The following is a 14524-nucleotide window of genomic DNA, read 5'->3' on the forward strand; positions in this document are numbered from 1 at the left end:
TCGCTGCATCCCGGCCTGGAAGAGCGACGCCTCCATGGGCCGCACGAGGCGGTCCGCCGTGGCCTGGAACTCAGGACACTCGGATTGGATAGAGCGTCACAGCGAGTGAGAGAGGTGCGCAGCGCAGAACGTCTCGGCCCTGGTGGCCTTTGGCGAGGGCAAGGATGGGCACCGACACCTGCTGGCAATCATATTGGGCAGCCAGTAGGTGGACTCGTGGCTGGAGCTGCTTCGCCAACCGTTTGAGCGAGACTTGAGGGGCATGCGCCTCGTCATCGCCGACGGGCATGCGGGCTTGGCTGCCGCGGTCTGGCAGCAACTGCCCGAGGCCCAGCTCCAGCGTTACACGGTGCACTCTACCCGGAACGTCTTCGCCAAGGCGCCCTGGAGGCTGCGTGGCCGGCTTGGCAAAGACACCACGGACGTCGTCGAAGCCCCCTCTCCCCTGGACCCCAGGAAGCACCTGGAGGCGCTCCAGGCCGGCCTGGAGCGACAGGTCCCCGAGGCCATGGAGTGTCACGCGAAGGCTTCGCCGCGGCCACCCGCTCCTTCTCCTTCCCCTGGGCCCACTGCAAGCGCCTGCGCAGCACCAAGGGCCTTGATCTCCTCCTCGGAAAGGTGGAACGCCGCATCCGCGCTGCCGGCGCCGTCCCGGACCGCGTGAGTGCGCTGCGCCTCGTCACCTCCGTCGCCCGCCAAGTCACCCGAGTCTGGGACGACCGCCGCTACCACGACAGGCCCCTGCTGAGGTCAAACACAGACACCCATTCATGATACCGCCAAAGAACCTTCCTCCCCGCCCCTCCTGAGCAATTATACAAGATTCGGGACTTGACCCTCGCGGGCTGGGCCGCGAGGCTCCCTTTTTTGACTCCCGCACGAACGAGGAGTCGACAAAGTCACGGGAAAAGCCTACCCCTCGACCCACATGACAATGGCCATGCCTCCCCCGTGCGCAGCCTCCGGGAGATGATGCGGGTAGAAAAACCTCTCTCCTGGACTCAGGACCCGGCTTGCGCCCGGAGCCCCTTCCGAGATAGGCGCTATCCCTACTGCCGCGCGTTCGACGGTTCCGAACACATGAGGTCCGTTGCACTCGATTGAAGGAGCCCGATGCCTGACAAGACACCCGATATCTCAGCAGCAGAACCCATGTCCTTGGACCAATTTCTCGCGGCGCCAATCGAGCAAGTGCGTCGGATAGCGCCCGCCACGCTCATCTGGGTAGTGGAAGGCACTCGCCGCAGTGCCGCCCTGGCCGGCATCGACGTGAGTTCCGAGGACTATGCCCACTGGTCCATCTCCCAGATGAAAGCCTGCGTGGAGCTGTTCTTCCACCACGGGGTGCGCCACGTCATCACCCCCTTGCTCACACCGAGTCAGTTCGCTGAGGTCACCCCGCACTACCGCGAGCGCCTGTTCGACTGGGTGGCACTGTTCGTGAAAGAATTCTCGCTGCTCACCACCTCCCAGCACCAGGACTGGCGCCTGCGGTTGCTGGGCGCCGAGAGTCTGCCGGATGAGCTACGGCCTCTTTCCGAGAAGGTCGCGGCAGCCACCCCTCGGGGCAAGCACACACTGTGGTGCTCGGTGGTGGCGCAGTCGGGGGCCCCCTGGAACGAGTTGCTCCAGGCCGTGATTCGCACCGGAGCCCGCACCCGCGAGGATGCCATCCGTGCACTCTACGGCGAGGACATCCCTCTCGCCCAGTTGATGATTGCTTTTGGCAAGCCCATGGTGTCCCCGGAGCAGGTCCCTCCCCTGCTGCAAGGCCCAATGGACTGTTACTTCACCCAGCGGCCCGGCTACCGGCTTACCGAGCGGGAACTGCGCACGGTGCTCTACGACCATGCCTACCTGCGGCGCACCTGGCGCGCCGACAAGACGGGGCGGGCGGAAGAGGCCATCAGCCACCGCCGCGCGTGGGAGGAAGGACCCATGGTGGGGCTGGGTATCCGCCTGGGCCCATTCTGGTACCCCGCCCCCATGACGGTCCCTCCCCTGGAGGACACACATTGAAGTGACGTGCTCTTGGACTGCGCCCGCTCATTCCCGCGGTCCAACACCTCTTGTCACCCCACCCGTCGACAAGGCCGGTGGCCTCGTAGAAAGACGACATGAGGGAAGTTGGGGCGACGGCCGGCGCACGCCCCATCAAGTCGTACGGACCTCGCTTCCAAGGAAGTGCTGGCGCTCCCAACGACTCCAACTCGTGGTGTGTACCGATTGGGTATGGCCAGTTTCATCAGATGAACGCGATGTTCACTTCGAGGAAGAAACGTCCATGGCAGACCGCTCTCACGTTGAGCAGATTGGTGACGGGGGCCCCACCGCCCGCAGCATGTGGAACCAATGGAGAAAGGACAACCCAGACATAAGACCTGACCTCACCGGAGTCAGATTCGACGGATTCGACCTCTCGCGATTCGACTTCAGCGGCGCTGATTTCAGCAGAGCCTCGCTCCTCGACACCAATCTCCGTGACGCCAGACTCACCGGCGCCGACCTCACCGGCGCCGACCTCACCGGCGCCGACCTCACCGGCGCCGACCTCACCGACGTCACCGGAAACATCAAGGCTCAAGGGAAGAGTGCCGAGGCACAAACAGGCGCGGTCATGCCAGACGGGGCCCGTCACGCAGAGGAGAGCCCCTGTCCGAAGAATGAAGACCTTCAACACCACGTGCGGCGTGTGCTGCGCCGCGCCTGTGCACATCTGGCCCAAGCCCAGTCAGCGGATGGTGCGTGGCGGGTCCCCCCCTCGCCAAGGTTCCTTGAGAATGCCCTGGCGTGCTTGATCGCGGATGCATTCGTGCCCGAATTGCGACCGCACCTGCGCGCGACACGTCGCTGGGTCCAGGCCGCACCGGTCCAGAAACACCACGAAGTGCCTCGTCTGATAGAGAGCTGGCTCCAAGGGTGGGTGGGCAGCACGGCCCCCACGGCCACCCTTGACGTGTCCCATCCGCTCTTCTCCGAGCCGGTCTTCTGCGACCGCCGGAACTTCTTCCTCGCGCTCGCGCTCGCGGTGGGCGCACCCGTGCGTGGAGGGCCGTCTCGCGAGGAACTCCAGGCCCAGTTGCTGGAGCGGCTCCGCGCCCGTCAGACCGTGCGACTCAAGCGTTGGTCAGGAGCGGAGCTGGCCGCGCTGTTCCTCTTGCTGGCTGATGAAGCGCCGTCAGCGGACACCGTAGAGGCGCTGAAGGCGCTGCGCGAGGCCCAATCGACCTCGGGCTCCTTCGGTGAGCAGATGGGGGCAACCCTCGTGGCGCTCGCGGCGCTGCGCCGGTGGGACCCCACCTCGGAGGCCTTCGCCCGCGCGCTCGACTTCCTTCTTCACGAGCGCACGACAGCGGGGGTGTGGTGCTTCAGCCCCGCGGAGGTATGGGATACGGCTCTGTTGTGCCGAGCGCTGGAGGGGTGTGAAGACCTGGAGCCCGCGATGTTCGAGCGTGCCTGGTCCTTCCTCCTTCGCGCTCAGAATGAGGACGGTGGCTGGTCCTACCGGGAAGGGGTCGAGTCGGATACCGACACCACCTCGATGGCGATGCTTGCCCTACCTCGCACGGACGCCGGGACGTCCGCGTCGGGCCTGGGGCGAGCGTACCTGGAGCGGATGCAGACCCCAGCGGGGCTGTGGCTGACGTGGCAGTCCCGGGACGACCCACCCGCCGAGGACGTGGTCGCACATGCCATCTTGGCGTTGCGAAAATGGGGCACGGTCCCTGCGTTCTGGGCCCCCGCAGGGGAGTGGCTTGCACTGCGCGCGCGGCAGGAAGGCGGCTGTCGTGCGCACTGGTACAACATCGACTCTTATGCCTCTCACGAGGTGGGGCTGGCGCTTGGCCCCTCCCATGACTCGACACGGCATCTTGCACGGGAGCTCGTTGAGCGGCAGAACCCGGATGGGGGTTGGCCTCCCACCCAAGGGGCGGCGAGTTCGGCAGCTGCCACGGGTATGGCGCTAGCGTTACTGACCTTCTACCTGCCCAATGAGCACCTGTGCGTGACTCGCGCCATCCACTACCTGGCAGAACTCCAAGAGCCGGGGGGCTCTTGGCCTGGGCCGCTGCAGATGTACGGTCCAAGGCCCTTCGCTATTGACTACCCCATGCAGATCCACGCCCTCTCCGTTCATGGACTGGCCGCTGTGGCAAGGGCCTCCCGTACTCCGCCGCGGCCCCTCACGGAACTCTGAGCTTGCCCGACGGAAGCGGGTGAAGGTCACAGCGCCTCCGGCAGTCGTGGGCCGGGCCCTGCGCGCCACCAACTTCGGAGTGCAATGAAGGCTGAGCCTACCCAAACCCCGGTCGCTGCATCATCGGAGCAACAAGACCACCTTGGACAGTGCGTCGAGGCGAGTGCGGCGCTGCTTCCCGTCCATCCTTCTTCCTGGGGCGAAAGGTCATAACCCCCAGTCAGTTTCCCAATATCTAAAAAACCAACATACTTGCAAAAGCAGATTTTCGAGCGTACTCCATATCAAGCGATGGCTTGGCTTTCTTGAGGCCGCGCGTCCACGGCCCTGGATGCCCATGTCCCTGAAGCTGTCTGGCGAAAGCCGCCTCACCTTCATCAATGACGTCACCGCGGCCACGCGAGTCTTCTTGAGGGAAGCAGGATTCCCGGACGCGACCGCCGAGCACGTGGAGTTGGCCGTGGCGGAGGCCGTGGCCAATGCCATCCAACACGGGAACCAAGGCGTCGAGAGCCGACGCGTGGACGTGATGCTCGTCTCGCTGGCGGACCGAGTGACAGTCTCCGTCCGAGACGAAGGAGCCGGCTTCGACGTCGCCGCGATTCCAGACGCGCTCGCGCCAGCCCACCGCCTCAAACCCTCGGGCCGGGGCGTGCTGCTCATGCGCGCACTCATGGATGCGGTCGAGCTCTCGCCCCATCCCGAGGGAGGCACCGTCGTTCGCCTGTCGAAGCAGCAGCCCCGCAGTGCCCACCACCCCCCAGGAGAAAGAACCATGTCTGAGTTGAACATCAGGGAGCGGCAGTCCGGCGACGTGACCCTCTTCGAACTCGCCGGGAGGATCACCATCGGAGCCGGAGACACCGTCCTGCGCGAGACCGTTCGCACCGCGATACAAGACGGCAGGAAGAACCTGGTGCTCAACCTCGCCGAGGTGACCTATCTGGACAGCGCTGGACTGGGTGAGTTGGTCAGCTCCTATACGACCACGAGCCGTGAGGGCGGCAGGCTCAAGCTGCTGAGCCCCTCTCGGAAGGTCCAGGATCTACTAATGATCACCAAGCTCATCACCGTCTTTGATGTCTACGACACCGAGCAGGAGGCGGTGAACAGCTTCAAGTAGCCCTGGTTCGACCGTCAGCAGGGGAGCCCTGGCGTCCAGGGCCCCTGTGCCTACCCAAAATTCGGTCGCTGCGTCATGCGTGCGTCAAAGCTGCGTCAAAACGCGCGTCATGACGTGAGCGATGCGCATGACGAGCCGCTGGGTCCTCTCTTCCATTTGATTGAGGTCGAAATTACGCCCGGCTCAGACGCCTCAACACCTTTCTGCCTGCGTGTGGACACTCCCCTCCCGTCCTGCGAACGCAGGTAGGCTGGTGCAGCAAGCGCGCGTCTACGAGGGTGTTGTTGGAAGGAGCGAGACTCTACGCAGCGCGGCGCGCGTACCGGTGGTGGAGCCCGAAGACTTCACGTAGCTCTATCACCTCGACTCCGTGCTCCGGGCCCTCCACCTCACGCGTCTCGGGCGCATCCTTCCCGAGCGACAGGTGCGTCCGGCTCGCGTTGTAGTAGCGCTGGTACTCGCGCAGCAGGCGCCGAGCGCGGCTTCGTTCAGGACGACGACATGGTCCTGCAGTTCCCTACGTATCGAGCCGATGACTCTCTCCGCATAGGAATTCTGCCACGGACACCGCGCAGCACTCGGCACCTCGCGAATCCCCAAATGGGCAAGCGTGGCTCGAACGCCCTCGGAATAGAGATTGTCCCCATCTCGGTGCAAGTACCTCGGAGCGCTGGCCCTCAATGGTCACGTGAAAACCGGCCAAAGAGGGTCCCTTCAAAACCGGCCAAAGGGAGAGGACCGAGACAGGAGGACTCCTACCCCGCGGACTCGGAGGTCCGCAACTCCATGGCCCCCTTGGTGCGCCAGCTGCGGGGACCGAATTGGACGACGTGGGCATGGTGCAGCAGACGGTCGAGCATGGCGGCCACGGCGGCGTTGTCCCCCAAGAGCTTCCCCCAGTCCTCCACTGGCCGGTTGGAGGTGATGAGGGTGGAAGCCTTCTCGTAGCGGCGCATGATGAGCTCGAGCAGGTCCTCGGCGGCGGTGGCCGGCAGCTTGCGCATGCCGAGGTCATCGATGATGAGCAGAGGCGCGCCGGTGAGCGCATCGAGCTTCTGGCGTCGGGTGCCTTCGAGGCTTGCTTCGGCGAGCTCCTCGAGCAGGTGGTGCGCCTCGCGGTAGAGGACGCGATGGCCCTGGGACTGGATGACGGCGCGGCCGAGGGCCTGGGCGATGTGACTCTTGCCGGTGCCTGGAGGGCCAAGGAAGAGCGCGTCCTCGCGCCGCTCCACGAAGCCGCCGGTGGCCAGCTCGAAGACGAGGCGGCGATTCATCTTCTTGTTGAAGTCGAAGTCGAAGCCGTCGAGCGTCTTGCCCGCGTCGCGGAAGGCGCCCTGCTTGAGGCGGCGTTGGATGAAGCTGTCGCTTCTGCGAGTCAACTCGTCGTTGACGAGGGCGGAGAGGAAGTCGAGTGGAGCGAGCTTCTCGGCTTGCGCCTGGAGGATGCGGGCCTCGACGGCCTGGGCCATGCCGGACAGGCGCAAGGTGGTGAGGGCGCGGGTGATTTCGACGAGATTCATGTCTCGGTGTCTCCTGGGTGAGGGGTGGGTTGAGTCAGACGGACGATGACGTCGCGGTAGTGGGTGAGCTCGCGGATGAGCGGGTCGACCTGGCGCAGGGTGACGGGAGTGGGCGTGCGTCTTTCGAGGTAGCGGCGCACGAAGCGGTAGGTGGGGACGCCCACCTCGAGAGCCACCTCGCAGGCGTCGTCCAGGGCAGCGGCGCCGTGCTTCTTCACCAGGGACAGCACGCCCAGGATGCGGCGGGTGCCCACCTCTCCTTCTCGGCGGTGCACCTCGGCGCAAAGGGCGGCGACGCCGCGTCCGGCCCTGGCGGCGCGCTCGAGAAGTTGCACGGTGGTGCGCGGCGCGTGGGAAGGCCTGTCCTCCTCGCGTGTGCGGTGGTGGCCGCGAGGGGCCCGGGTGTGCTCCCGGAGCAGTTGCCCCGTAGCGGGCAGCAGCAGGCGGACGTGGAGGCTGTCCCACTGCACGTGCAGCTTGCGGCCGATGTGTCCCGGGGGCACCGAGTAGTACGCGCCGTCCACCTCGACGTGCCCGTCCAGGTGCACCACTCGCTCACCGTAGGCGTAGTAGCGGAAGGGCTCCACGGGCAGGGCCAGCAGCCATGGGCGCTCCTCGCCGAACATGGCGGCCACCTGGCGCTTGGTGGTGCCGTGGATTCGGGTGTCCGCCCACTTCGCCTCCCACGCGTCGAGGTAGACCTGGGCGGCCTCCAGCGACTCGAAGCGCAGGCCCTTCAGCGGCGTGCGCTGCGCGTGGCCCACCGCAGACTCCACCTTCCCCTTCCTGTCCGGGTGGCGGACTCGGGCCGGCAGGGCCGTGGCCCCGTAGTGGGCCAGCACGTCCCGGAAGAGCGGATTGAGGGCCGGCTCGTAGACGTCGGGCGAAAGCACCCCCTCACGCAGGTTGTCCAGCACCACCGTGCGCGTCACGCCTCCCAGCCGCCGGAAGGCCTCCTCGTGCAACTGCGCCCACGCGCGGCTGGAGGACTTCCAGCACAACAGCCGCACTGACTTGCGGCTGTAGCCCAGCGTCATGACGAACATGCGCGTGCGCCGGTATTTCCCCGTCTCCGGGTGGCGCACCATGGGCCCCTCCCCATAGTCCACCTGCGCTTCCTCGCCCGGCGTTGTGTGGATGACGGCCTTGGCCTCCGGGCCCTGGCTGTCGCGCAACGCCCGGACGAAGCGGCGCACGCTAATGTAGCTGCCCGTGTAGCCCTGCGTGTCGACGAGCTCCTCGTAGATGGCGCGCCCGTTGCGGCCCACCTCCAGCCGCTGCCGCACCAGCTCGACGTAGGGCGCGACGATGCTCGCCGATACGTGCCGGACTCCGGCTCGGCTGCGCGGCATGGAGTCGGTGGTCCCCTCATTGGCCGGTTTTGCTCCGGCGGCCTCGGCCTCCGGCTCACTCGCCTCGGTGGTCCCCTCATTGGCCGGTTTTGACTTGCCCCACCGGCGCGGTGGACGGATGCCCACGCCCGCGGCCTTCAGGTAGCCGCTGGCCGTCTCACGGCGCACCCCCGTCGCATCCTCGATACGTCTCAGACTCCAACCCAACCGCCCCAGGGCGATGACCTGCTGCTTCTTCTCGTCGCTCAAGACGTTGCCCATCCCCCGGGCGGACTCCACGTCCTACCCGGGCGTCAACGTCTCGGCCCTCCCCATTGGCCGGTTTTCAGGGGACCTTCATTGGCTGGTTTTGGGTGACCACTGAGGCTGGCCCAGGGAAAGGCCTCTCGCAACTGCTGCTTCGTCCATTCCTCCGTCGGGTGCGCTGTCACATTGAGGTGGAGGATTCGCCTGTCCGGTGACTCACAACCACAAATCCCAACAGCACTCCAAACGTCGCAGTGGGCATGACAAAGAAGTCCATCCCCGCAGACTCCGCCAGATGTAAGCGCAAGAAGCTCTGCCATGAGGGCGCTGGCTTCGGCGCTCCCCTTCCCGGACTGGGCATGTACCGAGCGACCGTTTCTGGCCTACCTCCATCCCCAGCTTCAGCAACTCTCCGTGAATGCGTGGGGCACCCCATGTCGGGTTGGCTTCGGCCATGCGCCGAATCAACACGCGCAGTTCCGGAGTTGCCCGAGGCCACCCTGTCCGACGCCGGGACTTCCAGCGCCAGAAGAGCCGAAAGCCCATCCGATGCCACTTCACCACCGTCGCTGGCTGCACCAAGCACAGTGGCCTTCACCACCCCTGCCAGAGGCGATGGAGAACACCCCAGAAAAGGCGTTCGCCTCGGGGACGGGCGCGTCTCACGGAAGACTGCGAGTTGCTGGCGAAGAGCCAGGTTCCCCAGCGCCAGCTCCGAACGGCTCCGCAGGGCCGAGAGCATCGTCTCGACCAGCGCCTTCACGAAGCCCCGCATCGTGCCATTCTTGCCGACCGTAGCAGGCAGGCCAGAAGTCTGGCGCGCTCTGTCATGAGCCGCCTGACGCCCCAGAGACAGTCGCGCACACTCGCCGCCCCTTCTGGCCCCAGCATGCAGTGGGGTCCCTGCGCTATTCAGAACCCCATTCGCAGTTCCGTGCATGCAATGACGCGTTCGCTGACGCACGCGGGCACTGGACCCGAATTTCTGGCAGCCACAGGCTTTACGCCGGGAAGAACCCTTCGGCCCCCACTGCCGTATCTGTGAGCGACTTCGTTCTTCCCGCGTGGAAGACGAAAAAAGAGGACCGGATTATCGACGAAGGCGTCATCACGCCGCACTGCCGAGGGTGCCGCATGACGAGCACGTCGACCGCCTACGACTTCGATAGTCCAGCCGACCTGGCCCCCTCCTACCTCCACACAGTCCCCTGCCAGACAGGCCACCGGATGCCACACGCAGAGCAGACGCTCCGAAACTTCCGGAATAGCGGCGCGCGCGCATTCCTGGCGCAGCGCTACGACCTCGCGAACCTCTGCTCGCCGTGAGCTGACGAGCGCGATTTCGACTCCGTGCAGTTCGGGTCGCAGAGGACTGAGGAAGGTACATGAAGAGGGCGGGACCACCCTCTTGCCTCCAGCCGGACGCTCACGTCGTCAATGGGCCTGACTTCTGTTGGAGCCCCTGGATGCGAAGTGCCGCCTGCTCCTGGCTACGGCGCAGGCATCCAGGCCAGACCCAAGTTCCTGCTGCTGCCCGAGTTTACGTCCTGGATATCGCTGCCGTCGGCCAGATTGGCGCTCCGGAGCACTCCACCCAGCCAATCCACCCAATACAGCCGCCCGGCCGTGGCATCGATGGCAATCCCGTGCACTGTGGTCTGGTTGGTCACCAGGGTAGTGGCGTTGGAGCCGTCCAGATCGGAGACATAGATACTGTTGCCGCGGGTCGAGTAGTACACCTTCCCGCCGCTCGGGTCGACCGCCAGGCCCACCCCCAGGCCGCCCAGGCCTGAAGCGAGGGTCTCCAGGTTGGTACCATCGAGATTGAATCGCACGAGACTGGTGTTGTTATAGGTAATTACATACATCTTATCATTCGGGATATCGAACGCGATGGCAGACGGGCTATTGATGCCCCCGACGACCTGCGTTGGATTGCTGCCGTCCAGCTCGGCGCGCATGATCCGTTCTCCGTTGAAATCGGACCAGTACAGCCTGCGGTTCGTCGAATCGACTGCCAGCGCGCTGGGGTAGCCTCCGTCCGCCACGACATCGACCGGATTCGCCCCATCACTGGCCGCTCGGACGATGGCGCTGTCGCGCGTGTAGAAGATGGTACGGGTGACCGGGTCGGTGGCGACGAAACCGGCCCCGCTGATGCCAGTCTTGAGCTCAATGGCATTCGTGCCGTTCACGTCAACCCTCCACAGCGAGCCGGCGGTCGTGATCCAGTAGAGGCTCGCAAGACCGGTGACGTCGACCGTGAAGGTGGTGGAGGTGGTAGCGGCGCCGTCACTCACGGAGAGGGTGATGGTGGTGGAGCCGCTGGCGCTGGCGACAGGGACGACGTTGAGGATGCGGCTGGAGCCGGAGCCGCCAAGGACGAGATGGCTGGGGTCATTGGGCACCAGGTCTGTATTGGAGGACGTGGCGGTGACCGTGAGGCTGTCGGCGGCGGTCTCCACGTCGCCCACGGTGAAGGCCAGGTCGCCGGTCGAGCTGCCAGCAGTGATGCTCTGGTTGGCCACGGGGGAAATGGTAGGGAGGTCATTCACCGCGGTGACGTCGACCGTGAAGGTGGTGGAGGCGGTGGCGGAGCCGTCGCTCACCGAGAGGGTGACGGTGGTGGTACCGCTGGCGTTGGCGACGGGAACCACCTTGAGGGTGCGACTGGTGCTGGAGCCTCCGAAGACCAGGTTTGTGGGGGCGTCGGGCACCAGGGCGGTGTTGGAGGACGTCGCGGTGACCGTGAGGCCGTCGGCGGTGGTCTCCACGTCGCCCAGGGTGAAGGCCAGGTCACCAGTCGAGCTGTCCTCGGCGATGGTCTGGTTGGCCAACGAGGATAGCGTGGGCGTGTCGTTCACTGGGGTGATGGTGATGGTCACCGTGCCCTGGGCGCTTTGGCCCTGGCGGTTGGTGGCACGAAAGATGAGCGCATCTTCGCCATTGTAATCGGCGCCGGGGGTGTAGGTGACGGAGCCACTGGCGCTGATATCACTCAATGTGCCGTGGTCCGGTGCGTCGACGATGGTGAAAGTGAGTGCCTCGTTGCCGGTGGCCGGCAGGCGCAGATTGAGGGGCGTGTCTTCCACCGTCTCAAGCGTGATGTTGCGGGTCACCGGCGGGATGCTGGGCGGCTCGTTGTCGCGACAAGCGGCGAGGGTGCTGGCCGCCAGTCCAAGCACCAATCCAGCGCGCAATGCGGCGACTGGCGCTGCGAGCCATCTCGAAAGCAAATATGACATGACGTTTCCTCGTGGGGGTGCCCGATATGGGCAGCGTAAACGCGGAGCGCCGGGTTCTCCGCTGACGCTGGCCGCGCTGTCAATCCTCATTTGTCGACTTGTTCGCGCTCATATTAGTGCGAATAGTGGACCCCAAACCGCAGCACCTGTGCCTATCCAAATCCGGTCGCTGCGTCATGAGTGCGTCAAGGCCACATTCGGCAGTGCGTCAAGGCGAGTGAGCGAGACGCGCACGGTGCCGAATGTCTCTGCCCTGGTGGCTTACGGCGAGGACGAGGACAGGCACCGACACCTGCTGGACATCCACTGGGGCAGCGAGTCGGTGGAGTTCCTGTCTGGGACTGCTGCACCTGCTGCTCAAGCGGGACTGACGGGCATCCGACTCGTCATCGCCGATGAGCGCGCGGGGCTGGCCGCTGTGGCACGACGGATGTTAATCAGAAGCTCAGTTGCTGCGCTTCACGGCGCACCTCACCGGAACGCCCTCGCCAAAGCCCCCTGGCGGCTGCGAGGCCGGCTCGGTACGGAGACGTCAGCCGCCCTTCGGACTCCCAGCCTCCAGGAGGCTCCAAAGCACCAGGAGGCGTTCCAAACCGGCCTGGGCCGCCAGGTGTCGAGGCCATGGAGTGTCTGCGTGAGGGCTTCGCCGCCGTCACTTACTTCTTTGCCTTCCCCAGCCCCCCTGGAAGCGCCTTCACAAATCCATGGCCTGGAGCAACTCCACGGCGAGGTGAAGCGTCGCATCCGCGCTGTCGGCGCCGTACTGGACCGCGCCAGTGCGCTGCGCCTCATCACCGCCATCGTCATTGAAGTCACCAGCGTCTGGAATGACCGCCGCTACCGCGACATGTCCCTGATGAGCTCAGCCCCAGATACCACTGCTGCTGGATACCTCCGCGGTGCTTTCCGCCCTGGGCCCCTCCGAACCAACTACACAGGATTCGGAATTGCCCCGGCCTCTATCCGAGTGACGCAGCGCCGGCGCAGGGCGCCCCAACAGCGCCATGTTCTGAGCGACTCCCAAACGCGTGATGCCCTACCTTCGTGCTGGCTGGAATCTGGAGGTGTGCGCCGAAGGCACTGGAGCACGGTGCACGTCGTGTCATGCCCCCACAGCCAGGTTCACGGAAGGAGGAGCTTGTCGCCCCCTCGGCTTCGAGTTGCAGTACGCGCGCAAGAGCCGGCGACGCCTCATCCGGTCTCCTGGGTACTGGCTGGTTCGCTCACCTACTCCCCGAAAGGATTGAGCAGTTCGGCCAGCTTCTTCTCGTACCCGGCCACATCGATAAATGGCTGGAGGGACTTGACGTGCGAGTAGCTGTTGAACTTCTGGAGTAGCGCATTCGCGGTGGAGAGAGAGAGTCGTTGTCCACGCCCGACAGCAGCATCAGGCTGGGATACAACTTCTGGAAGCGTGTCGTGTTCCAGGTGATGGCTTTGTCCAGCGAGTCGTTCCACGCATTGTAGTCGGCACTCGTCCCCGCCTTTCCTCCAATCTGGAGGATGACCGTGCTCCCCTGTGCCTACCCCAAATTCGGTCGCTGCGTCATGAGCGCGTCGAGGATCCGGAGCCCCAGCCCGAGGGCATGTATTCGGATGACGAGACGAACCCGGAAGACATGTACCCGGACGACGAGGAGGAGCCCAAGCCGCGCGGCCGTTGAGGTATAGCTGCCGCATGACGTCCTCTCCTCCCCCGGGCGCGGTCGCATTCGTGGACCGCTGGCGCGAGCTGTTCGATGCCTGTGACTGGTCCGGCCTGCGGGCGCACGAGCATCCCGACTTTCCCGAGGCCGGCCCTCCCCGCCAGAACGACAGCTTCATCCGCGGACTCGGCAAGAGCGGCTTTCAAGTCACGAGCGCGACGCTGAAGCCCTTCGTGCAGCCCCGGTGGTCCATCTTCCGCTCGCAGCGCCTGCACCCGCAACCGACGTATTGGTGTGACCTGGTGTTGAAGAACGCGAAGGGCCACGAGACCGAGGCCTTCATCGCCCTGGCTCCATGGGAGGGCACCGAGGGCGCCTTCCGCGCCTCGTATTACGTCGAGATTCCCCCGAAGAAGAAGGTCGCCCCGTTGGACTTGGGCAAGGAGCGCCAGCGCGTCGCGAAGTTCCTCGCCAAGGCAGTAAAGGACTTCGCCCGGGTCCAGGACGCACGGCCGCTCCAACGACTGGAGCTCCAGTACTCCACCGACAACGGGACGCTGAACGTGAGCTTCGACCTCGACCCGGCGGCCGAGCCGGGACGTGGCGACGCGATGACCCATTTCGGCTTCGCGGAGCTCCTCGTCCCGCGCTGGGCCGACATGAAGGAGCACAGGCCGTCCCTGGTGGGCCTCGATGGCGCGAAACTCGCGGCCCGCGAGGATGGGACCTGGGGCACGCCCGAGGCGCACGCGCAACTCGAGGAGCACTTGGGGAAGATGCTCGTCGCGACGCTGCTCGAGATGCGGGACAGCGGCCAGTTCGAGGCCCTGCGCGCCTCGGCCACCGCGGAGCTGGGTGTCGAGGAGCACGAAGGCCACTTCGGCTGGCCCGACTACGAGGAGCGCAGGCGCGAGAACAGGATTGCGTCGTCCCCGTAGCGCCGCGCGTGGAGGCACGGCTCGGATGCCCCCGCCCTCTGGGCGATGAAGGGGGACTCCACGCCGCCGGTCCGTGGCCCGAGTTCGCTGGGCCACGCAACATGCAGCCGCGAGTTGGGGCAGCGGCAACCTGGCGCGGCCGGCTCGACACCGCCCGGGGAGGCCGTGGACGCTGGCCGGACCGGCCGCGATGGGCCACGGGGCCACCTGGACGTGGTTAACAGCTTTGTTAACCATCAAGGGCATCCGATTCTGA

Annotated in this window: 9 protein-coding genes and 2 pseudogenes; 7 read left to right on the forward strand and 4 right to left on the reverse strand. The window is 65.5% G+C overall.

Annotated features, from left to right (window positions below):
• Positions 1-124: 124 nt before the first annotated feature.
• The 5 genes and pseudogenes from BHS09_RS40375 to BHS09_RS31520 form a co-directional block, all read left to right on the forward strand.
• A pseudogene (locus BHS09_RS40375) lies at positions 125-774 on the forward strand (transposase); the annotation flags it as partial.
• A 378-nt stretch (positions 775-1152) separates the two neighbouring features.
• Positions 1153-2019, forward strand: coding sequence for a hypothetical protein (locus BHS09_RS31510; RefSeq protein WP_140799864.1), 867 nt, complete (start codon positions 1153-1155; stop codon positions 2017-2019).
• Between the two features lie 322 nt (positions 2020-2341).
• Positions 2342-2515, forward strand: a pseudogene (locus tag BHS09_RS39695) (pentapeptide repeat-containing protein); the annotation flags it as partial.
• 297 nt (positions 2516-2812) lie between these two features.
• Entirely contained in the window at positions 2813-4198 is a 1386-nt protein-coding gene (locus BHS09_RS31515) for a prenyltransferase/squalene oxidase repeat-containing protein (protein ID WP_237080474.1), read from the forward strand.
• Positions 4199-4535: 337 nt separating this feature from the next.
• The gene (locus BHS09_RS31520) at positions 4536-5321 is read left to right on the forward strand and encodes an anti-sigma factor antagonist (RefSeq protein ID WP_161605183.1); all 786 of its coding nucleotides are present in this window, start codon (positions 4536-4538) and stop codon (positions 5319-5321) included.
• Between the two features lie 755 nt (positions 5322-6076).
• Here BHS09_RS31520 and istB read toward each other — a convergent pair.
• The 3 genes from istB to BHS09_RS31545 form a co-directional block, all read right to left on the reverse strand.
• Positions 6077-6841 carry an IS21-like element helper ATPase IstB gene (istB, locus tag BHS09_RS31530; RefSeq protein ID WP_140787629.1) on the reverse strand — a complete coding sequence of 255 codons (765 nt, stop codon included), beginning with the start codon at positions 6839-6841 and terminating at the stop codon, positions 6077-6079.
• Positions 6838-8454: an IS21 family transposase gene (gene istA / locus BHS09_RS31535; RefSeq protein ID WP_140793108.1), complete on the reverse strand. Its 1617-nt coding sequence runs from the start codon at positions 8452-8454 to the stop codon at positions 6838-6840. The genes istB and istA overlap by 4 nt, the downstream gene beginning before the upstream one ends.
• Before the next feature lie 1475 nt (positions 8455-9929).
• On the reverse strand, positions 9930-11684 hold the full coding sequence (locus BHS09_RS31545; protein WP_140799867.1) for an Ig-like domain-containing protein: 1755 nt from the start codon (positions 11682-11684) through the stop codon (positions 9930-9932).
• Here BHS09_RS31545 and BHS09_RS40380 point away from each other — a divergent pair.
• Positions 11683-13002 (forward strand): transposase, encoded by a 1320-nt coding sequence (locus tag BHS09_RS40380; RefSeq protein ID WP_418763971.1) that lies wholly within the window; start codon positions 11683-11685, stop codon positions 13000-13002. The two genes, BHS09_RS31545 and BHS09_RS40380, sit on opposite strands and share 2 nt — an antisense overlap.
• Here BHS09_RS40380 and BHS09_RS38760 read toward each other — a convergent pair.
• Entirely contained in the window at positions 12912-13142 is a 231-nt protein-coding gene (locus tag BHS09_RS38760) for a hypothetical protein (protein WP_161607137.1), read from the reverse strand. The two genes, BHS09_RS40380 and BHS09_RS38760, sit on opposite strands and share 91 nt — an antisense overlap.
• 220 nt (positions 13143-13362) lie before the next feature.
• On the opposite strand from BHS09_RS38760, the gene BHS09_RS31555 reads away from it, so the two are divergent.
• A complete protein-coding gene (locus BHS09_RS31555; protein ID WP_140799869.1) occupies positions 13363-14268 on the forward strand; it encodes a hypothetical protein in 906 nt (301 codons plus the stop codon).
• Positions 14269-14524 lie beyond the last annotated feature (256 nt).

This window comes from Myxococcus xanthus (genome assembly GCF_006402735.1).
In the GTDB taxonomy this organism is placed as follows: Bacteria; Myxococcota; Myxococcia; order Myxococcales; family Myxococcaceae; genus Myxococcus; species Myxococcus xanthus_A.

Excerpts from the sequence above, each read along its gene's own strand:
- BHS09_RS31545 (WP_140799867.1), bottom strand. The coding sequence starts at position 11,684 with ATGTCATATTTGCTTTCGAGATGGCTCGCAGCGCCAGTCGCCGCATTG.
- BHS09_RS40380 (WP_418763971.1), top strand. The coding sequence starts at position 11,683 with ATGACGTTTCCTCGTGGGGGTGCCCGATATGGGCAGCGTAAACGCGGA.
- istA (WP_140793108.1), bottom strand. The coding sequence starts at position 8,454 with ATGGGCAACGTCTTGAGCGACGAGAAGAAGCAGCAGGTCATCGCCCTG.
- BHS09_RS31510 (WP_140799864.1), top strand. The coding sequence starts at position 1,153 with ATGTCCTTGGACCAATTTCTCGCGGCGCCAATCGAGCAAGTGCGTCGG.
- istB (WP_140787629.1), bottom strand. The coding sequence starts at position 6,841 with ATGAATCTCGTCGAAATCACCCGCGCCCTCACCACCTTGCGCCTGTCC.
- BHS09_RS31520 (WP_161605183.1), top strand. The coding sequence starts at position 4,536 with ATGTCCCTGAAGCTGTCTGGCGAAAGCCGCCTCACCTTCATCAATGAC.
- BHS09_RS31555 (WP_140799869.1), top strand. The coding sequence starts at position 13,363 with ATGACGTCCTCTCCTCCCCCGGGCGCGGTCGCATTCGTGGACCGCTGG.